The sequence below is a fragment of the Paraglaciecola mesophila genome, assembly GCF_009906955.1.
Taxonomy (GTDB): Bacteria; Pseudomonadota; Gammaproteobacteria; order Enterobacterales; family Alteromonadaceae; genus Paraglaciecola; species Paraglaciecola mesophila_A.
This window is the reverse complement of the sequence record NZ_CP047656.1, coordinates 865517-887393: the sequence shown is the minus strand read 5'-3', so window position 1 is coordinate 887393 and position 21877 is coordinate 865517. Positions and strand designations below refer to the sequence as shown.

Annotated in this window: 17 protein-coding genes; 9 read left to right on the top strand and 8 right to left on the bottom strand. The window is 42.7% G+C overall.

What is annotated here, in order from left to right; all coding sequences use genetic code 11:
- Window positions 1-6: 6 nt before the first annotated feature.
- From FX988_RS03660 to FX988_RS03650, 3 genes are all read right to left on the bottom strand, one after another.
- Complete coding sequence (locus tag FX988_RS03660) at window positions 7-1287, bottom strand: TRAP transporter large permease (RefSeq protein ID WP_160178392.1); 1281 nt, start codon at window positions 1285-1287, stop codon at window positions 7-9.
- The gene (locus FX988_RS03655) at window positions 1287-1817 is read right to left on the bottom strand and encodes a TRAP transporter small permease subunit (protein WP_160178391.1); all 531 of its coding nucleotides are present in this window, start codon (window positions 1815-1817) and stop codon (window positions 1287-1289) included. Before FX988_RS03655 ends, FX988_RS03660 begins: the two co-directional genes overlap by 1 nt.
- A gap of 134 nt (window positions 1818-1951) precedes the next feature.
- Complete coding sequence (locus tag FX988_RS03650; protein WP_160178390.1) at window positions 1952-3028, bottom strand: TRAP transporter substrate-binding protein; 1077 nt, start codon at window positions 3026-3028, stop codon at window positions 1952-1954.
- A gap of 245 nt (window positions 3029-3273) precedes the next feature.
- Between FX988_RS03650 and FX988_RS03645 the strand changes: the two genes are divergently transcribed.
- The 7 genes from FX988_RS03645 (at window position 3274) to FX988_RS03615 (ending at window position 9323) form a co-directional block, all read left to right on the top strand.
- Window positions 3274-4668: a cache domain-containing protein gene (locus FX988_RS03645; RefSeq protein WP_160178389.1), complete on the top strand. Its 1395-nt coding sequence runs from the start codon at window positions 3274-3276 to the stop codon at window positions 4666-4668.
- Window positions 4665-5312: a response regulator gene (locus FX988_RS03640; RefSeq protein ID WP_007986411.1), complete on the top strand. Its 648-nt coding sequence runs from the start codon at window positions 4665-4667 to the stop codon at window positions 5310-5312. Before FX988_RS03645 ends, FX988_RS03640 begins: the two co-directional genes overlap by 4 nt.
- 382 nt (window positions 5313-5694) lie before the next feature.
- A complete protein-coding gene (locus FX988_RS03635; protein WP_160178388.1) occupies window positions 5695-6180 on the top strand; it encodes a hypothetical protein in 486 nt (161 codons plus the stop codon).
- Between the two features lie 118 nt (window positions 6181-6298).
- Window positions 6299-6934 carry a hypothetical protein gene (locus FX988_RS03630; RefSeq protein ID WP_160178387.1) on the top strand — a complete coding sequence of 212 codons (636 nt, stop codon included), beginning with the start codon at window positions 6299-6301 and terminating at the stop codon, window positions 6932-6934.
- A 518-nt stretch (window positions 6935-7452) separates the two neighbouring features.
- Window positions 7453-7818, top strand: a complete 366-nt coding sequence (locus tag FX988_RS03625) for a hypothetical protein (protein ID WP_160178386.1) — start codon at window positions 7453-7455, stop codon at window positions 7816-7818.
- 86 nt (window positions 7819-7904) lie between these two features.
- Window positions 7905-8384, top strand: a complete 480-nt coding sequence (locus FX988_RS03620; protein ID WP_160178385.1) for a hypothetical protein — start codon at window positions 7905-7907, stop codon at window positions 8382-8384.
- Between the two features lie 408 nt (window positions 8385-8792).
- The gene (locus FX988_RS03615; RefSeq protein WP_160178384.1) at window positions 8793-9323 is read left to right on the top strand and encodes a DUF1643 domain-containing protein; all 531 of its coding nucleotides are present in this window, start codon (window positions 8793-8795) and stop codon (window positions 9321-9323) included.
- A 104-nt stretch (window positions 9324-9427) separates the two neighbouring features.
- On the opposite strand, the gene FX988_RS03610 is transcribed toward FX988_RS03615, so the two are convergent.
- Both FX988_RS03610 and FX988_RS03605 read right to left on the bottom strand, forming a co-directional pair.
- Window positions 9428-10048 carry a LysE family translocator gene (locus FX988_RS03610; protein ID WP_160178383.1) on the bottom strand — a complete coding sequence of 207 codons (621 nt, stop codon included), beginning with the start codon at window positions 10046-10048 and terminating at the stop codon, window positions 9428-9430.
- Window positions 10049-10438: 390 nt separating this feature from the next.
- A complete protein-coding gene (locus tag FX988_RS03605) occupies window positions 10439-13696 on the bottom strand; it encodes a glycoside hydrolase family 15 protein (protein ID WP_160178382.1) in 3258 nt (1085 codons plus the stop codon).
- A gap of 596 nt (window positions 13697-14292) precedes the next feature.
- Between FX988_RS03605 and FX988_RS03600 the strand changes: the two genes are divergently transcribed.
- Entirely contained in the window at window positions 14293-15102 is an 810-nt protein-coding gene (locus FX988_RS03600; protein WP_160178381.1) for a ferredoxin--NADP reductase, read from the top strand.
- Window positions 15103-15468: 366 nt separating this feature from the next.
- On the opposite strand, the gene FX988_RS03595 is transcribed toward FX988_RS03600, so the two are convergent.
- From FX988_RS03595 to FX988_RS03585, 3 genes are all read right to left on the bottom strand, one after another.
- Window positions 15469-15996, bottom strand: a complete 528-nt coding sequence (locus FX988_RS03595) for an ester cyclase (protein ID WP_160178380.1) — start codon at window positions 15994-15996, stop codon at window positions 15469-15471.
- Window positions 15997-16172: 176 nt separating this feature from the next.
- On the bottom strand, window positions 16173-18581 hold the full coding sequence (locus FX988_RS03590; protein ID WP_160178379.1) for a TonB-dependent receptor: 2409 nt from the start codon (window positions 18579-18581) through the stop codon (window positions 16173-16175).
- 530 nt (window positions 18582-19111) lie between these two features.
- Window positions 19112-20110: an ester cyclase gene (locus tag FX988_RS03585; protein WP_160178378.1), complete on the bottom strand. Its 999-nt coding sequence runs from the start codon at window positions 20108-20110 to the stop codon at window positions 19112-19114.
- A gap of 132 nt (window positions 20111-20242) precedes the next feature.
- On the opposite strand from FX988_RS03585, the gene FX988_RS03580 reads away from it, so the two are divergent.
- The gene (locus tag FX988_RS03580) at window positions 20243-21856 is read left to right on the top strand and encodes a sodium:solute symporter (RefSeq protein ID WP_160178377.1); all 1614 of its coding nucleotides are present in this window, start codon (window positions 20243-20245) and stop codon (window positions 21854-21856) included.
- Window positions 21857-21877: the final 21 nt, after the last annotated feature.

Genomic DNA, 21877 nt, shown 5'->3' with positions numbered 1-21877 from the left:
TGTGTGTTATTGCAATATAAGATGTTCAGGAAATAGCACGACTAGCAGCAAGACCAATACTTGCATCAAAATAAACGGCACTACGCCTTTATAAATTGTCGTGGTTTTTAGCGATTTAGGGGCCACGCCTTTGAGGTAAAACAAGCTAAAACCAAAGGGCGGGGTTAAAAACGATGTTTGTAGATTCATTGAAATTAAGATGGCGAACCAAATTAAATCAATATCTAGCACCATGGCGACCGGGGTCAGAATTGGCACGATTAAAAAAGAAATTTCAATAAAGTCAATGAAGAAACCCAGCAATAAAATGGTCACCATGGCCAGCACGATGAAGGTCCATTTATCCCCAGGTAAATCTAGAAAGAAATCTTCGACTAAATATTCACTACCAGAATAACTAAACACCATTGAGAACGCTGTAGCACCAACGAGCACAGCAAAGATCATGGCTGTCACTTTAACGGTTTCGCCAGAAATCTCGTGCACGCCTTTAAAAGAAAAGCGGCCATACATAGCAGACAAGACTAACGCACCCACAGCGCCGATGGCAGATGATTCAGTTGGGGTGGCAATCCCTGTGAATATCGAGCCCAGTACGGTGACAATAAGTAATAACGGCGGAAAGATGTCTTTAATCGCTTGTACAATGATGATTCGCTTATCTTCTGTGACTTCAATCGGAGGGCAAAACTCAGGTTTTATTTTCCCTAAAACGAGAATGTAAAGGGTATATACCACTATCAGTAGTACCCCTGGAATAACGGCTGCACGAAACAGGTCGCCTACCGGTACGCCCATTACATCACCTAAAATTATCAAAATAATAGAGGGTGGAATGATTTGCCCTAGCGTGCCGGCCGCGCATATTACACCAGCAGCGGTCGGTTGGTGATAATTATTTTTCAGCATGACAGGCAATGATATAACGCCCATTGCAACCACGCTTGCGCCAACCACACCGGTGGAGGCCGCTAACAAAGCGCCTACGATTATGGTTGATACCGCCACGCCACCAGAAATACCCCCAAACAACTTAGCTGAAGACTCCAGTAGACGTTCAGCAAGGCCGGTTTTTTGCAACACTATGCCCATAAAGACAAACATGGGGATAGCCATCATAGTCGTGTTTTCCATGATGCTCATAATGCGATAGGGCATAAAAGCAAATAAGTCTGCACCTAGCACAATTACGCCGATTAACACCGAGACACCAGCGAAGGTAAACGCCACTGAATAGCCTAAAAATAAGCACAGCAAGGCAATACCAAATAAAACTAAACCCGTCATTAGATAGTATCCTTATGATTAGTCGTAGGTGGAGTCATACCGGTTAGGCGTTGCACTTGTTCAAGCACGACGTACAACGCACATACAATAAGAAACACCGATGAAACAGGGATAACGCCGCGAATAATAAAGCGATGGGGTAGCCCGCCGGGATCAGCACTGCCTTCACCCATTTCATAGGCCTCAAGGGTGTAATCCCAGCTGTAGTAAAGGATCAAGAAGGTCACAGGCAGTACAAAAAATAACGCCCCAAACAGGTTGATGTAGGCTTTTACGCGGGGGCTGAAGTTGTCATAAAATACATCGACTCGCACATGGCCATCGGCTTTTAAGGTATAACCAATACCGAACATAAACATGGCTGCGAATAAGTGCCACTCTAGCTCTTGCATACCAATGCTGACTTCATTGAAAAAGTAACGCATGATCACGTCATAAAACACGTTCAAAATCATTAACATCATCAGCACGCTGCATAGATGGCCAACACCATCGATAAACTTGCCTAGTAACCTAACGACTGAATTCATAATAAATCTCTGACACAGTGGCATCTGCGCTGCATCCCAAACAACGTGAGGGGCAGCCAGACAACCAAACATAAAAGATGGGAAAGAAAGTAACCTTAGGCAGTCACGATTGCGCCACTGCCCAAGCTAACTAATTACTCGTTTGACTCAAAGCTTTCTAAGTAGGCTTGGTCAGCGAACTTGGTCCAGGCTCGAACCTGTTCTTGGTAACGCTGAATGGATTTTAATATTTTGTCTGTTTCTTCATCTTTCGCCGCAAATTCTGCGAGTAACTCGTCGTTTGCTTCACGTATGGCATTCATGACAGGCTGGGGAAAGGTACGAATTTTCACATCTGGGTATTCAGTTTGTAGCGCCTTAAGATTTACACCATTTTCGTGCGTAGACTGTGAATACATATCGTAAGCGGCGGTTTTCATCGCGATAGTAAGTATTTTTTGTAGATCAGCAGGCAATGAGTCATAAGCTTTTTGATTAACCATAAACTGCAATTCAGTGGCGGGCTCTTGCCAGCCTGTGTAGTAATAAGGCGCTATTTTGTGAAAGCCCATACGTAAGTCGAGCGACGGACCAACCCATTCTAACGCATCAATAGTGTTACGCTCTAGCGCAGTATATAACTCAGCAGAAGGTATATTGGTTGGGCTGGCACCTAACTTTGCTAATACTTCACCAGCAAAACCAGGGATACGCATTTTAAGCCCTTTTAGGTCTGCGACTGTGTTGATTTCTTTTCTGAACCAACCGCCCATTTGCACGCCAGTGTTGCCACCGGGGAAAGATAAAATGCCATATTTGTCGTAGGTTTCTTTCATCAACTCCATGCCGCCGCCGTAATAAAACCACGCATATTGTTCAGGCGCGGTCATACCAAAAGGCACAGTGGTAAAGAACATGGTGTTAAAATCTTTGCCTTTCCAGTAGTAAGACGCTGAGTGGCCCATTTGGTACTGGCCACTTTTTACAAAGTCAAAAATACCCAATGCCGATTTATGTTTATTGGCGGAATCGATACGAATGGTTAAACGGCCATCTGACATTTCTTTGACCATTTTTGCCATATTTTTGCTAGCATCACCAAAAATCGGAAAGTTAGGCCCCCACGTTTCCGCAAGACGCCAGCGGTATTTTTTGCCATCAGCAGCGCCAGCAGTCGCACTAAGCCCAAACGTTAATATGATGGCAGTGAGTAGTATGTGTTTTGCTTTCATTGAGGGTTCCTCTTAAGCGTTTAAAAAGTCACTTGGCTAAATTGCTAACATCAAGTGAAAAACTGTTAGAGGAATGTTAAATGTTTGTGTCTGTGTAACTATTCGTATGAATGCCCATTTTAACTAGGTAGATATACCTAAGTAGAAATAGGTTAGCGCGCTAGCGCAAAGCCTGAAATAATTCGAATTTGATATTTACAATACATTAACATGCTAATTAAGCTCGACCTCAAGGCTGCTCTCATATGACTTTACCCTTTCGACTACTGTTTATTGCGGTACTGCAAGTGGTGTTAACCTCTATTTTGACCTACTTTTTGGTGACGGATGAATACCGAGATCTATCGAACCAAAGTGTAGACACGTTAGAAAGTTTTCTTATTGAGCAAAAACATCGAGAACTTAAAAACTACACCTTACTCGCTGTTTCAGCTATGTCAGATGCGTATGAAAACAGTGTAAATGACGATGATGAAGCAAAAGCACAAGTAACAGAAATCATCCACGATATGACATACAGTGGTAACGACGGTTATTTCTTTGTCTACGATGGTGAAGGTAATGGTGTCGTGCATCCGAAAGAGCCGTATCGTGTGGGACAAAATTGGTGGGAGCTTGAAGGTGAAAATGGCGATAAAACCATTCAAATACTCATTGAAAATGCCAAAGCGGGTGGGGGCTTTCACCGTTATCCTTGGCGTAAGCCATCGGCTGATGAAATGTCAGAGAAAATGGGCTATTCAGTTTATCTTGAAAAATGGAACTGGATGATTGGCACTGGAGTTTACTTAGATGACGTGAACAGCCAATTGAATAAACTACAGCGTGAAATTGACCAACACATCAATAAAACCAAGCAAATCATTTTAGTCGTTGCGATGTCATCTATCTTTGTTATTTTCTTGCTGGGCTTGATCCTGAATTTGAGCCAAAAGAAAAAGACCGATCAAAAGATCAGCGAGTTAGGGCTAAAGATCATCAACATGCAAGAAGAAGAGCGCCGCCATATTTCTCGAGAATTACACGATGGCATTGTGCAGGTCTTAGTCTCAATTAAGTACTCGTTAGAAGCGACGGGTTTGTGGCTTAAAAAAGTCAAGTTAGACAAACCACAACCGCTGGAGCATGCACAAAGCAATCTGCAAGATGCGATCAGTGAAATTCGCCGTATCTCTCATCATCTGCATCCAAGAATATTAGATGAATTAGGCTTATCAGCTGCAATGGATGCACTGGCCACTGAGTTTAGTGAACAAACAGGTATCACGGTGAATGTAACAAAACCGGCGGTACGTAAATTGGTGCAAAACAGCATTAGTACGACCTTGTATCGAGTGGTGCAAGAATCACTGATCAATGTGCAAAAACACGCACGCGCCAGCGAAGTGAATATAGAAATGACCATAAAAGATAAATGGTTAACCCTAACTATCAAGGATAATGGGCAAGGGTTTGACGCCGACAACAACAGTAAAGGCGATGATTATGGAATTGGTTTGCGTAACTTAGCAGAGCGAGTGGAATACCATTTAGGTGAGTTTAATGTGCACTCGTCACAAGCAGGAACACAGGTAACAGCACGCATTCCAAAAACAAGTTACGCAAATACAATACCCGTTAAAGAAGGTCCAGCAGAATGAGCCAAACACAAACCGAGCAACCCACACGCCTTTTATTGGTAGACGATCATCCTATGGTACAAGGCGGGCTCAGCGCGTGTTTGTCATTTTATGACGATATAGAAATAGTTGGCATGACCCACGACGGTAAAGACGCCCTAGAAAAAGCGTTAGCGCTAAAGCCCGACGTGATTTTAATGGACATCAGTATGCCCTCAATGAACGGTATTGATGCCACCGAAATTATTACAGATAGCCTACAAGACACCAAAGTACTGATTTTCAGCATGCATGACAGCCCAGAGTTCGTAACCAGTTCGATACAAGCGGGGGCATCTGGTTATATTCTTAAAGACACCACGTCAGAAGAGGTGTATTACGCAGTTAAAGCGGTAGCGAAAGGGCAAACTCATTTCAGTAGCTCAATTGCCAAAATGCTGATTGATAAACCTGCACGAGATACCAGCCAAAAGCTCACTACGCGAGAGCAACTGATCCTTACTCATGTGGCGCAAGGGAAATCCAGTAAAGAAATCGCCCGCATTTTAAATATCAGTTTTCGCACAGTTGAAGCGCACAGGCGTAATATGAAAAGTAAGCTTAATATAGAATCTTTAGCTGAACTGATTTGTTACGCCGTCGACCACGGGTTAGTGGAAAAATAAGCCATTTACACTAGCTGCGCCTCGACCTTACATTTTGGGATATAGAACCCCATTAAATATGCCGCGCAAATCAGTGTCATGTGCCAACTTTGGCATAGGCTTTGTGCATCATAACTTCTCATTTAAACCAATAAAAAACTCCCTGATTCCCCAAGACTCTAGTACTTAATGGTCAGTATAGAGGAGTAGGTGTAAAGAGCAGGCATAGTGAGGCGTATTGAATAATGCTGCTTTGTGCTTAGTAGAGCGGGTGATGGTATGAAATATTCAGTAAAACCATAAGGTAAGTACTGTAAATGACCGGAATAAACATCAAATCGAGAAGTGACATATGCGGTATTTTCGATATTATGAGTTACGTTGCAACGAGGAAATTCAAACTGTGAAATTTTTAATAGCTTTAACTCTACTGGCATTACAAGGATGCATGAGCACTGAGGTAGTCCCCCAAGGTTCTACATTTAGCTATGAAAATAATTTAGAATCAAATCACGCATCTGCTTACTTTTATCAGTTCGATATGCCTGGGGTAAATTCTTGCCTACTAGTTGGAGTAGAGGGTAAATACAAAGGTTGCATTGGGTATCCAGGCTACACCAGAATTAGCATTACTACTGGTACGAAAGAAATATCTTTCACACCGAATTCACCAATAAAAATAGCTAATCTTGATTTCGATTTTGGCTTTGAAGCGGGTAAGGAATATTTCTTTAAATACCAAAACGTGAAACACAAATCATCCTCTGATAAGGAAATTAAAACCCAATACAATATGCTATTAGATGATACCTATGGTTGGTATTTAGTTGACAAACAAAGCGCCCTCAACGAATTAAAGGGATTGAGGGCTTGGCACAAAGCAATATAACAACTCATCAAACCTGAACCCGCAAGCAGGCCGCTTTTTTTTGCAAAACAAACGGCGTAAAAAAACACGCTCAACTTGCTCCATTATTTATGCTGGGCGATAGCTTTCTTGGAGATATATGGATTACTCAAAATATTCAATAAATGAATTAATGGATTCTCTAAATAAGATAGATAGAGACGCACATCCAGAAAATTATAAAAACTTGATGTCGGAAGTTAACTGCAGAAAATCTGAACTAGAGACTACTCAGAAACAAGCCGAAGAAGAGTTTACGGTTTCTATAGAAAACAGACTAAAGTTATTAAGTTGGTTGCAAATAGCAACGAGTGTTGGTTTTTCTATTACCTTCATCCATGCGCTACTAAGTTCAAAAGAATTGATAGACTTAACTGTCTTTGGAATTATCGCTGTTTTTAATGGGGTCGCCGGTTATAGATTGTTAACTAGGTCGTCCTTTGGGTATGAGCTGTCCTACCTTAATCAAATTCTTCAAATTTTAACTATAAATACAGGGACTGTGTTTTTTACTTATACGGGCTTAGGTAGCTTTTTGGTTGGAATAGAAGGTGAGTTATTTTTTAGGGCTAATATATTAAGCACTGACTTTAGGTTTTATACTGGTGAGAACTTAGGTCAATTTGGCATTGGTGTGGACTTAGTCGCAATTTCATTTTTGAGTGTGCTGCACTCATGTAGAGAGTTAGGGATAGATACCAAAGCATACAAGCGAGTTAAACGTGACTCACTTTAGCTTGTCATTTTTAGTCGCAAACAATGCTGTATAGTTGCCAAACTAGTTCACATTATTTAGACGTTAGGTGCTGCTAGGGGATGAGGTTCGAAAGATATCAAAAACATCATTATGTTGTTGGTAAATCACTCGACGTTTCATATGGCCGCTTCACCACCAAATTCCAACTTAAAGTAGAAGAAAATATAATTTACTCTAAACACTTTTTTGGGGACTAAACATAGGAATTTGAAAAGACATCCTAAAGTTTTTTTAAACCTCAACTTCACCATTGCGCTTTTCCCACATCTGGTTATACACACAACGTAAAGTTTGTTTCCGCTAAACCACAAGCTCTTGGAATTTTCCGTCTCTGGCAAGTAAAAGCCATAAATTCGAAAAAAATTAACCTGTTAAATAAGTTACCGCTTATGCTAAAAAATACAGGTGTAGAGTGGAAAAAACGCCGTTATCGCCTCAGGGTATAAAACACGGAAATTTTTGGGATATTAATATTGTTATGTTTCAGGGAGGATTAAGTGCGACTTTATATAATTTTGTTTTTTTGTTTTAGCTTAATTTCGTGTTCTAGCACATCGACCATAAACTATGAGCCAGTGTGTTTTGATACTGAAGATGACGCTAAAACAATGGGTAACATTGTATTTAACCAAGGTTTCAATAATAGAGTCAGCTATTGGGGCACCGGAGATAGTAATATCACGATACCAAGCTTAGGTCTTCTCTGGGCTGGCTTTGATCCGCAACTATACTGTCCCTCAGGCGGATATCCAATATTGATTACCTTTGACGCTAAAAACGCTGTTTATGAGTCAGATAACGTTCTGCATTGGGCAAAAACGGTACTTAAAGCAATGATCAAAGAGCAGGCAGTTGAAATATAACAAATATTAAAGCGAACATTGCCATGAGGGGGCAACATTGCTTAATTGGGTGTTATAGCCGAGGAGAATCAACTATCAAATTACTTATGTCGACCACGTTTGCTTTCTTATTATCGAGCGTTGTAGCTGCTCAGTCAAACGAGGAGCTAAAGAGTTATTTTCTTGCTGACCAAGAATTACGTTCGCAAGAAAACATGAAAAATAAAATATATCCAAAATTCAAAGATGAAATTGGAAGAAGAATATTTGTTTTCGAAGCCATTTCAAATGGAGGCCTCGTGACGGCTGAGGACTATTTTTATGCTGCTATCATTCTGCAACACACTAATGTTGAATACGTGGGTGAACATTTGAAAAGTATGGGAAACGAAAACCACCTACTTGCACATTTTTTAGCAAAAAGAGCGTTTGAATTAGGGCACGAGAATGGCGCATGGCTGATGGCAGCAACCTATAATAGGTATCTTGAAAATGCCAAAATAGATGTAGGAAAATACGGATTAAAGCATAAAAATAACAAGCTCTTGGCTAATGATGAAACGATTACAGATATTGATAGAATTTAAAAAGGTCTTATTCCAATTGCGCGCAAAGAAAAAGTGCAATAGTAATGTTAGACGCGGACTTAGCAGCACGGACGCACACATCACTCAAGTCTCTCGCTTCGTTCGCTAGGACAATAAACTTCTAGGCTTAGTCGCTTCGCTCCTATTTTAACCTGCGTGTTTTGTAAGATGTGTGGGCGTTAAAAAGCTTGGGAAGGATTGGCGCATGGGTAAACTATTTACATTAATATTAGTTGTATTCCTTTTATTTCATTGGACCCACAGCGAGCCAAATTGTCACTATGTAGATGGCCGGCTAAAGCATAATGGTAATAGTTACCAATAGAATTATAAATTTATACTTGGACATAGCTCAACAATGGTCGTATTTGCTCCTTGGCGATACGTAATACACGAAAGGAGAATGCAGTGGGATATCAACTTGGTGAGTGCGATATTGAACAGTCTTATCGCTATATGCTAAAAGTATCGATCGATAATGATTCAAGTAAAGTTTTGCTGGTAATTCAATGTAATCCGAGTATCGCAAGAAGTAATGTTTCTGATCCGACTGTAGGGAAGGTTGCGTATTGGGCTGATGAAAATGGCTTCGGGGAAGTCGTTTACCTGAACCTATTTGCAATAATTTCACCTCAAACTTCAGTGCTTAAAGCAAAGTCTTATAAAGAAATTGTTGGCCTTAGAAATGATTCTGTACTCAGAGAACAACTTAATCGCAGAGGTAGTGTTGTCGTTCTTGGCTGGGGACGTGATATTCCAATCTCAGACGATTATTATCAGCGTAGGATCCGAGAGGTTAAGATGCTATTAGAGTCATATGGTCATAAAGCCCACCATGTTGGTGCTCTTTCTTCCGGAACACACCCTCGGCATGGGCGCATGTGGAACAGAGGAAATAGAGATTTACGGGTACTCAATTGGGCAGATATCGGTGCCTAACATCAGCTAAACTCAAATAAGCTACATTCGTGTTTGCTAAAAGATCATTACGGGTACAATCAACGTACAATACCTATTCTTTTAAACCTCTTGAGCTTTAGGCACTAAGTAGGAATAAACGCTAACCACCCGCCAACGCCAACCAATAAAATACCTGCGATGCGGTTCATCCAGCGTATGTTATTGCCGCGATTTAAAAATAGTCGCAAGCTTTTGCCCCCAATGGCATAGATCAACATACACAGGAATTCGCTGAGCATAATCAAGCCAACTAGCACACTCAGTTGACCAGACAGAGACTTGGTCACGCTGATAAAGGGTGGCAGCAGGCTAATCATAAAGGCCCAACCTTTTGGGTTGGCAATAGCAGTAATAAAGCCCTGTGAGGCGAGCTTGCCTCGGGAGGTGGCACTGATATTTTCGCCTGTTGTAACCTGTTCGTGGGCGAGAAACATTTTTATGCCTAAATACGCTAAATAAGCACCACCGACCCACTTAAACACTTGGAATACGCTAGGATAGTTGAGCATAACACTGGCAACCCCCACCACAGCGGCTATGGCAACCAGCGCTACACCGATAACTTCACCGGCCATCATCCACAAGGTTCGACGCACGCCTAAGCTCATGCCAAGGGTCATGGCTAACGTCATGCACATACCAGGGGTGATGGAAACAAGGAAAAAGGTCGGAATAAATACCGCTAAAATGGCGAAATCAGGCATAAAACTGCATCCATGTAACTCATGTCTTAAGGCGTTAAACAAGTCTACTGATATTTTACTTCGGTTGCTAAGCAAAAAGCCTGACGAAAATTGTTAGTTTCTGTTTCCCCTTGAGCGATTCGCGGGTAGTGGTAGGAGGCAATATCTCTACTAGGGTTAAACCTTTTCAATTAAAAAATAATGAAAAGCTCAATTGAAGTGAAATTGAGGGTTATTACTAAGAGCAAATTCTTGGCTCAATTTACAAAGGAACAAGGTAAAAAGGCACAAGGTTTGGTTAACCTTGTGCCAAATGTGCTCACTGAGCGGGGTCATTGTCGTAAACGGAATTGCCCGAATGTAATTAAACTAATCGAACAAGTTTATGGCTACTTAATCACTTGCTCAGGGCTATTTAATCACTTGCTCAGGGCTGCTCTCTGGTGCGTGTGACTCTGTTAACAATTCTGGGTTGATGTTGTCTTTCGCCAAGCGAACGGTTAATAACTTGCGAAGGGCAGAGACGATAAAGAAGGTCGTTTCCATTGGCGAACGATGATAAAAGCTATCCCATGCTTGGCCTTTAAACTCGGTGTAATTGTCCATGCGTTCAGGGTGCAGATCACTATAGGCAAGGTGCACAGCGTGACCAATTGTAACGTCTATGGTCAAGGCCTCTTCGATTTGCAAGCTGGGGTTTTGCTCGAAAAAACTACCTAAAGCGCTTAAGGTCTCAACCGTGAGTTGGCGATACTCAGGCGCTTGAATGTTATTCAACATTTGTTCAATGAGTAGTGCAAAAGCCGCTTCGCCCTGAGTCATATCACTAAGCACCATGTCACTGGCAACGCGATTGCGTTTGTCCATCTTGTTACCGATAACTAGGCCAGTTGTATGCTTGAATATACTCCACACTTGGGGAATGAAGCCTGCAGGACGTCTGTCTATTACACCTTGGTGTTGACGCCATACGTACCAACCTTCACTGGGCTCAGATAATTCTTCTAATCCTAGGTCTTGATCCCAGTCTAATTTCCCGGAATGACACTCAGCGTGTAGCTCTTCGAGCTTGATAGGTAAATCCGTTAGGTTTTGGTATTCCTCAAGCACCGCTTCAATTTGATCTTGAATCTGTGAGGGCGCTAAGTTCATGATGTGCTCGTACGCTTCATCAGGGGTTTTGTTGTGCTCGCGGGATATTTGGCTGGTAAGCAGCACAATTAGGTAACTTACTCTTACGGTTAGTAACTCACTAAACAGCTTAGGCCGTGATTTAACGAGCATTCCTAAGCTGAGTAATACCTCTTGTGTCAGTACCTGATCACGTACATCTTCTCGGCAGTATTGTTTGATTTTCGCCAGTAATTCATCATCCTGCAGAGGTTTGGAGATCAGTGAGTCATCGCTGTAAGCGCGGCCAACTTGAATGAACTTTTGTGCAACCAATAACGCACTGACCGACAATCCTAGGTCGCCATCGACTTTTTCAAGTAACCCTGACGCGTGACGAAGCACTGACCATAAGCGTAATCGTCCTGCTTGCAGGTAAACCTCTTCAATCAATGACCTAATCGTGTGTTGCCGTGCCTGATAGGTTATTTCTGTATCTAAGCTTTGCAACTTACTTAGGGCATTTAACAAAGCGATTTGCTGGTACAAGTTGTCAGACTGCTCTAAGCGGGCATGTAACGTGTCAACGTCACTTAGCACATCTATTTCTCGCTCTTGATCGGATGACAGGGCCACATGATGGCCCGCAAGTGACAAGGCACAAGAATGCGAAAATAAATCGCTTAGGGGCTCTTTGGGTAAAATTAAATCATTCAGTTGCTCGACTCGCTCCACGGTAGAAGTGGGCGCTAATTGCGCCATCGTGCCGTGTTTAACCGGTATACCATCGACTTCACCTGTGGCAATTTGCGCCATTAGTTCGAAAAACGAGCTGCGGTCACCACCCAATAAATTATGGGTGAGTAATACAGTCATCGTTGGGCGTCCCACTTCGGTCCAATTGCGGTGTAAGTAACTTAATTCACTGGTAAAGCGGCGCACGAGAAAGTCGATGTCGTAACTTAAAAAGTATTCATGCTGCATAAATGAGGGAGTTAAACATACCGCACGTTGCTTGTTAAACATGTAGAAGCGGCTGGTAGTCAGGCTTTTCAGCATACGGGGTATGCGCCCTGTTAGACCTAAACTATCACAACGGCCTACTTGACCATGCACCGCTGCTATATCTTCTGGGCGGTAGACTTTTACTGGCGCAATATCGTTTAAGGTTTCTGTTGCCACTCCATGTATTGCAAGTTCTTGTTGCAACATTTCATCTTCAGATAAGAAAATCAATTGCACTACCGGTTGTTTCTTCGGTTTAACGTGACGGCGTCCTAAGGGGTCTAAATCACCGGGGCGCAGTAAGCCATCTTCTAACATAGAGCCCAGCAGAAATAGACTTTGTGCCCAGACCAAAGGCACATTTTCATTTGGTAGGCGATTTTGTGATTGCGGCTCTGCGCGTTCTGCATCAATAGACTCTTGAGGCACATAGTACAGTTCGGGTAACAGTTTAAAGCCATTTTGCTCAACCAATACCTTATCTAGTCGTGCTCGATAATGGGCAATCTTAGGCTTGTTGTCTGTGAAAATGGCGTCTAAGTATAAGTAGGCATAAAATAGCGGCCACTCTGATTCTATGTTCTCAAACTGTTTTAATTCTTTGTCTTCGTAGTGCAGTCGGCCTTCATCTTCAAGCACGGTTTGATGGCCGTCACGTAAAAAGCGTTTTAAGCCGAAACGTCCTTCTAGCTTATTTACAATGTCATTTCTGACCTTGTCTGATAATGTTTTGTCTTGCACGGCAAATGCGGGAAAGCCAATTACGCTAAGCAATGCGGCGTCGATTTCTTTAGTGTTCGACTCTCTAGGCAGCATGGCACGTAAGGTTATGTTGGATTGCGCGATGTTGTCGGGGATAACGTGAATCACCGAGCTAAGTGAACCTTTTGCACCGTATAAATTAAATCCAGAGAGGGCTTCAAGAGCCGCTTTCGCCATGCCCAACGAGCTGGCGTTTAATTCCACACTGCCACTGTTACTTTTTGCACCACGCTCCCAAATGCCGAAATCTGGCGTGCGATAAGCGCGCTCAATGTAGTAAACCAAATTCTGAATAAAACAGACTTCTTCGTCTGACCAAATTACATCTAAGCCAGAGGCTATCATTTGGGTTAGCGTCAATAAAAAAACCGATGTTGCATCAATTTGTAAGTGGCCCCATTCGGCATCGCCAACCACACTGTCACCCGTGGCGGTATCATATTTGGCATGCAAAGAATCAATAGGGTGACGCGATTTTTTAAAGGCTTCAACTTTGTTTGATTGCGCCATCATGGAGCGAAGCAGGGCGCGCATCAATTTTACGGTACGTTGCTGCAATTCATACCCACGGCCGTTGTCGTTATCGACGTTGCGATAGGCTAGGGCTAAGCCCCACACGGCTAAAATACTGTATACGTTATCTCTTACCCACGCATCTTGATAATTCCCATGAATGGTAATGGCGGTACTGGCGGGCAGTAGGCCGCTGACAGGGTGTTGTTTATCAAGTATGACCGATTTAACTTGCTGATAGTAAACGTCTAGTTTGGTGTTTAGTTCTAAATTTTGCATACAAGATCCTAAGTAATTCATAGGAAGCGAATCAATCTGCTTCCGTCTATGCGCAGCGTATCTAATTTGTGATACACAAATATGATACCCACGCAGAAAATGAGTAATGCCAAGTTGTGAATGCTTATATCATCTAACGTGGCTGGCTAATAGTGAACAATAGGTTAAAGACCATTTCTCTACATTGCTATTCATGGCCGTTAGCGATGCAATATAGCTAAATTACCAGCAAAGATTGCGCCACGGTGTTGTTTCATCGCCAAGCGGCACTGCTAAAGCCAGTGTTTACGTGCATACCACGCATTTGACTTACGGGAACAATGCGTGATAAGCCTCGGACCACCAACCATGCTTAACAGCTGCCTAAGGCTTCAAAGCATTATTTTATCGCATAGGCAGCGTGTCTTGATTGATTATTCTTCTTTGGGGTATCTGTTTTTATCTTTCGTAGAGCGACCGCTCGAAAAAGGTGCAAAGCAGTGCATGAAAATGGCAAGGTTTACATTTGTCGTTACAATTAAATGCAAATAAGAATTATTACTATTGTGGTATTTGTGAGACAATAACAGCGAAATTTGAGGGAGGAATTTAGCGAAATGCGTAATGTGATTAAAGAGTGTGTGACTTTTGTTCACCACTGGAATGAAACATTGTTTAGTTTTAAAACGACTCGACAAAAATCTTTCACCTTCGAAAGTGGTCAATTCGTGATGATTGGTCTTGAGCTTGCCGGTAAACCACTGATGCGTGCATACAGTATCGCCAGCGCAAACTACGCTGATGAGCTTGAGTTTTTTAGCATCAAAGTACCCGATGGTGCGCTTACGTCACAGTTGCAGAAAATTCAGGCGGGTGATGAAGTGATGCTCACTACTCGCGCAACGGGGACCTTGGTACCTGGTTACTTACAGCCAGGTAAAAACCTGTATTTATTGAGCACAGGTACGGGCTTAGCACCGTTTATGAGCATTATTCAAGACCCCAATATTTATGAGCAATACGACAAGATCGTTCTGGTTCATGGCGTGCGTTGGGCGTCAGAGTTAGCGTATCAACAAGAAATCGAAGTGTCATTGCCGAACAATCCGTTTTTTGGTGATCTTGTGCAAGACAAACTACTTTATTACCCTACCGTGACTCGGGAGCCATATGAATATAACAGCTTAAAGACTGACAATGGCTTATGCCACCATGAAGGGCGTATCACAGATTTACTGTTGTCGAATAAACTGACAAACGATCTGCATTTAGCGGATATCGACCCAGAAAATGACCGTTTCATGCTATGTGGTAATGATGCTATGTTGAAAGATTTAGCTGGTATCTTAGATGCTAAAGGCTTTATGAAAGCCAACTCACGCTCACAAGGGCATTATGTTATCGAACAGGCGTTTATCGAAAAATAATGTGTACTAAGCACATTTTTTCAATGGATAAAATACAGTCGCCTGAGCAACAACCTAGGGAGCGAACGGCTATCGCAGTGTAGTTTCCTTGAGCATGCTTTTCAAAAGGAGCAATTTAAGGAATTGGTATTAATATCAAATTGCCAACTTGCTGCAGATCAATCACTAGGTATATGATTGGTCGGTATTCGTTAGAACATGCTTTGAAAGAAGGGTAGGGCAAGATGCTCTAAAAAGTTACTCTATCCCCAGAGATAACTGATTGAGCATAATGTGCTTAACCACAAAGAAGATATACGCTAACCCGCTAAAAGCACTTTACTTTAGCGGGCTTTGGAGTTTAACCGGTATTGCTAGCTGTAGCGTTTATTCGCCGTTTTGCACCGGCATTTTCCCAGAGTCACGATTTTCCCAACCATGGCCATTGAATGGGTCAACACCTAGCTGCTGCATAATATAAGGAAAATCAACGTTTACCCAGTTATCGACTATTTTACCGTCAACTACTTTCCAAAAATCCATGTAGCGGATCTCGACCCGCTTTCCGGTAGGCGCAATCCCCATGAATGTGCCAGAATGCACGGCTTCTTGGCGGCCAAAGGCGGCACACCATTCTCCTTGGGTTACTCGGGCTTCATCAATACACACTTTGTCAGAAAATGCGGCTTGAAAAGGACGTTGCCAATTGTCTTGAAATTCTTTTAATCCTTGCTTAAATCCACACCCCGCATTACCCATCCAGCGAAAACTTTCACTAAAAAAGCGGCCCATATTGTCAATATCATGATCATTTAACCCATCCACCATTGAATCAATGGTATCTATGGTTTCTTGCGTTTTTGATAAGTCATTGTCTTTTGTTAAAATACCTTGTTCTGGACGAGAACCTTTCATCTCATATCTCCCATAGAGTGATAAATGTATTAAGTGGTCACCTAACTCGAGTCATGCTACAGCAGTGTCTCGACTTGGCAGGTAAATGTATATGTCCACGAAAGAAAACTGGGTAATGCACTCTTGTGATTACCCAGTTTCAACAGTGGTTTAATTAAGCGCATGTGCGCTTCACATTATTCAAACTTGTATTGCAAGCTAACGCCGTATGTACGCGGGTTGTTCCAGTTTGCTTGAATAGAGTTGATTGGCAATCCGTTCAAAACTTGCGACTGAACGACCGCGCGAGTAAGTACCTCTTCGTCAGTTAAATTGTTAGCAAAGACGTCAATGTTCAAGTTTTCGTTTACTTCCCACGAGACGCGGGCCGTCACCATGGCGTGGGCATCCACTTTTGTCTCTGGAATATTAATGTCGAACGCGTAATGGTCGTCAACAAAGTTTACGTGTAGGTAAGGCGTAAGGTAGCCACCATTGGGTAATGCATATTCATAGCGTGCGCTCAAACCCAAGGTATAATCTGGCGACATGGCAGGGGAGTAGCCTGCAAAGCTAAACTGACTATTCGGGTCATTGATATCTTGACGACCACCAATGTTACCTAAGCCCAGTAATGGTTGAAGCTGTGAATTACCGACTGCGAAATCATCTGCAAATTCGGCGTCAAGTAAGGATAATGTTGCATTAAGGGTGAGCTCGCTAAGTGGACGCCACTCCAAATCAGCTTCTAAGCCATAGGTGTCAACCTGACCACCGTTTTCATAATACTCAAACGTTGTACTGACCCCTGTAGCGACACACTGACCAACCGTCAGGTCAGTGGTGGTGTCGTTACATGACACGGCAAAAAGCTGTGCTTTTACATCATCGTACTGGTTAGCAAACGCCGACACGTTAAAGCGCACTGTGTTGTCAAACAAAAAGCTTTTTAAACCGATTTCATAAGAAATAACTTCTTCGTTATCATACAAGGCGTTTGCTCCACGTGCGACTACGCGCGCATCGTTCGCCCCACCTGTACGATAGCCCGTCGCTGCGCTGGCATAAACCATTACGTCTTTTGCAACATCAAGCTCGTAAGCCAATTTCCACAATACGGCAGAATCATCCCAATCTGGGATTGAATCACCGGTAAAGGTTTTTTCGTCTTTATTGTAACGAAGCCCAACTAGTAGACGGTTGCTATCGTTAATTTGATAACGCGCTTGCCCAAATACAGCGATAGAATCTACTTCATGGGGATCGTGGTTCGGGTTACCCCATGATGGAACAGTGATTGAATCAGGTTCACCATTGCCAGTTGTATCTTCAGGCCACAACCATTCCCAATCCGCTTCTTGTGAAAACAAATAAACGCCAGCTATCCATGAAAAGGGGCTATCACTTTCAACTGACGATAACTGTAGTTCAGTAGAAAACGCTTTTTGATCGTCTTGACGACCAAAGCCACCCACAAAATCTACACCGCCGTCGCTGTAATCGTTGTCGTAAAATTGCTCGCCAGATAACTCTGAGTAGTTAGTAGTCCACTTAGCGTTGACCCACTCCATAGCCCAATCAAGGGTAAGGGTAGCTGACCATGCTTCTTGATTATCAAATGACACCGCATTTCTATAAACATCGTAAGGACCTTCATCATCACGTTCAGCATTTGCTGGCTTATATATGTGTCCTGGGGTCACAGTCGCATTTGGATTATAAATACCAGAGCCAGTCTCTGTTTCAGATATTTGGTAGCCGGCTATTTGTTGATAGCCCCAAATTGCTTCTGAGTTTGCATCTTTTTTGCTGTAGTCAACCCGAAATAGGGCAGTGAAATCTTCTGAGAATTCGTATTTTGTCGTGTTACGCAAATAGAATTGATTTTTTTCACGTAAATCATCCGAAGAGCCAGGAACAAAATGGTTTTCGATCATGCCGTCGTGTCGATCATGGCTCATTACGAAGCGCGTAGCAGCTTTATCACTGAGGGGTAAGTTTAATATGGCTTCATAGGCTGAACGGTCATAGCTACCATGGGTTAATTTAGCTGAGCCACTTGTATAACCAAGTTCTGGCTGTTTTGATATCACGTTAATACTGCCGGCGAATGTATTTCTTCCGTACAATGTTCCTTGTGGCCCGCGCAGTACCTCGATGCGCTCAACATCCACATACGCGCCTAATCCACCGGTTGTGGTTGGCACGTAAATACCATCTTGAAAAATACCAACGACTTGTTCTGCAATGCCGGTTCCAGCTACGCCAACCTCGTTGGTACGTGCACCACGCATAGCGGGGCGAACTTCACCACCTGAACTACCGATTCTCAACCCAGGAACGACATTTTCAAGACCATTTATATTATCAATGCCATTGCGCAGTATGTCATTTGCGCTTAACGCACTAACAGAGGAGGAAACTTCCTGCAAATCCTGAGACTGCCTGTTAGCCGTTACTTCAATGCGCTCAACACCCGTTGAAGTTGCTTCGCTTTCAGAGGTCTCTTGTTGGGCGTTTGTACAAAAGCTAACACTAATAAGAAGTGCGCTTTGAATGGCACGGGACAGGTATGTTGTATGGTACGTTCGTTGATCTCGTTTCATCGTGATAGTTCCCAAAGTTGTAAAACCTTATTTGCAATAACAGTGAATGCACTGTGCTTTTCAAACCATATATAACGCTAAGTATCGCTAGGCCACATTGGTTTGTTTAATTCTTGTGCTATAAACATACAACTCAAATAACTTCGAAGTCAATAAAAATGTTCGAGACTTGTTAATTCATAACTTTTAAGTTTTTGTTAACGCTTGCCATTTTTTAATAAGGTTCTGTTTGTTAAGGGTTATTTAGGGTTTTTTAGTTGGAAGTTAACTGTTGGTAATGTGGATTTCGAAGTATATATAGGTGACTTTGAGTCATTGTGACTGGTCTTATCAGTTTGGATAATTGAGTGATTGATCCTCTGAGTTGAGGGGCCGCAGGAGTGTCAGCAGGAGGGAGAATTAGGTTGATCACAGACAATATACTCAGCTTTAAGCCAGCCCGACCCAGATATCCTGATTTTGGGCTGATACTATCTGAATAAGGCTACTTTTTGCGTAGCCTCTTGCTTTTTATCGATATAAACGTAAGGCTAGCCGTACGTAGTCGTACGTGCTAAAACATCCAAACCTTGCTGTTTAAGCCAGTAAGGTACATCCATTAGCACCCAATTTTCCAGTAGCTTATCGCCTTTGCGATAATACACGTCAACTACCCGCATATCAGCTCTTATCCCTGAGGCTGGCATACCAAAAAGGCCTCCACTGGCTGTGTTAGATAAGTTCGGCCACCCAAAGAAACACGCGAAATCACCTTCACTAAAACGTGCTACATGACCGTTAAATTCCTTATCTTTCAAACCTTTGCGAAATGGAAATTGATGTTGTTGCTGATAACGTTCGATGGTATAAGTTGCGCCGATCCCCGCTGGGCCATACCACACCATGTCTTCGCTCCAACACTTGGCTAAAAGCTCAGGAGGGCAATCGTCGTTGCCTGATTTATTCAGTGAATCAAGATCATTTACCATCTCTTCGACAAGGTCTATGGTCTTTTTAGACTCGGCGGGATCTTGATCTTCAAATAGCAATCCATTGTGATCACATGGGCCAGGGTAAACAAAACTATGGCCTGTCTCAACGGGTAAAGGATTAAGCCCAACCTGCTGCATTAACGCGATTAAATCGAAAAAAATGGCGTGACTTACTATCTTATTATTTTCTACTTCGAAAAACTCAGCGTAGCGCAAGAATGCTAGTTTCCCTGTGCTTTTTATATTAAGAAACGGAGCATCAAAGAGTCCAGCAAAGTGACCCATAGACATTACCCATTTACCGTTTCCAGCACCGTTTTCTCCCCCCATAAAAACATCTTCACGGCGCTTCATTCGGGTAAAGCTCTGCTTTAAAGGAACCCACAATTCCTCCACCAATTGCGCAGGTGTAGTGCAGCTGTCAAACGGGTACCAAGCATAAACTTTAGCATTATCAGCGACATAAGACTCAACCACTTCTTTTACATCACAGACCTGGCTTTCGTCAAAGGCTGCTTGATAAGACCTAACAATGGCTTTTTCACGACTAAAACTCATGTGTTGCACCTTCTTAGTTTAAAAATATGTAAATTTTGACTTAAATAATTAATGACTTCGAAGTCATTATGTATTAGGTTGAGTATTATTGTAAATAGAAAGCGCGCTTATTAAACAGACAGAGTAAAGAATATGACTGAAAATTTTGGCGTTTTAAACTGGTCTATCCTCGGTGGGTACATCATTGCAAACCTTCTACTTGGTTTGATAATAGGTAAAAACATAAAGAATTCCGACGATTTTTATCTCGGCCAAAAGCAAACTCCCTGGTGGGCGATAGGTATATCGGTCATTGCTACATATGTCAGTGCCATGACTTTTCTGGGAGCGCCTGCGTGGGCCTATTCAGAAGGTCTGTCAGTCATCGCGTTACACCTAAACTATCCTCTGGTCATTATGGCCGTCATTATCTTTTTCTTTCCTTTCTTTTATAACGCAGGCGTGGCGTCAATCTACGACTATCAAGAACGAAGATTCGGAAAACGAGCCCGAGCCATGGTTTCGAGTATTTTTATACTAAGCCAAGTGATGAGCTCAGCGGCCATTCTTTATGCCACGTCTCTTGTGTTGTCCTTTATCACCGGTGTGCCCGTTATGTGGTCTATTGTCATTGTTACCGCAATAGCACTTATCTATACCATGATGGGGGGGATTACCGCGGTTATTTGGACAGATGTTATTCAGTCGGTCATCTTATTTGTAGGCGCTGGTATTATCATGTACGCCCTTTTGCAAAGCGGTGACACGACGCTTTCTTCTTCCATGACCGAACTTAAAGCTCAGGGCAAGCTCAACCCCCTTAATTGGGACTTCGACTTTACCGAAGAGACCACAGTTTGGAGCGGTATTATTGCCATGTCGCTCTATCACATCACGGTTTACGGTACTAACCAAATGATGGTGCAGCGCACACTGGCAGCGAAGAACATCGGCGATGCGAAAAAGTCTTACTTGCTAATGGGCTTCTGTGCGTTCTTTATCTACTTCTTTTTCATTGTGCTCGGTGTGTTGTTTTACGACTTCTACCAAGGCAAGGAATTTGAGAACAGCAATACCATCATTTTACAATTTGCTGCTGATTACGGCCTACCCGGGCTTATGGGGATTATTGCCGCTGCAGTCATGGCGGCATCTATGTCGAGTTTAGACTCGTCGTTTAATTCCCTATCTACGGTTGCAACAATCGATTTTTACAGAAAGTACTTTAAAAAAGACGCCTCTGAAGCCCATTACCTCAAAGCTTCACGTTTCTTTACCCTTTTATTTGCCGTACTTATCATCTTTCCGGCCATTGGTTATCACCTGTACAGTGAAGGGTCAATTTTAGAGATCCTTTCCAAAGTCGGCTCGTATTTCGTAGGCGCGCAAATGGGGATGTTCTTTTTAGGCTTTTTCTCTAAACAAACCACTGAAAACGGACTTATTGTGGGCACGATAAGCGGGTTTATCGTAGTGACATTAGTTGCACTACACACTGATATTGCATGGCCTTGGTACTGCATCATAGGGGCGAGCGCCAATATCGTGGTGTCTATCATTGCTAGCCGCCTGATTGATGGCGTTCAACACGACTACAACGCCTATACCATTAAAGGCCAGCAAGCCCATTTTGCGCGCCAAGGGCTCAACGAGAAAGAGCAGGGATGGTATCGCGTACCGGGTCGTATCGATCCTATCAACTACATATTGTTTGGGTTCTTCATACTCACAATTGTGTTCTTATTTTCAATTCAATTTATGTTTTAAAAAGCCAAACTCAGCGCTTTT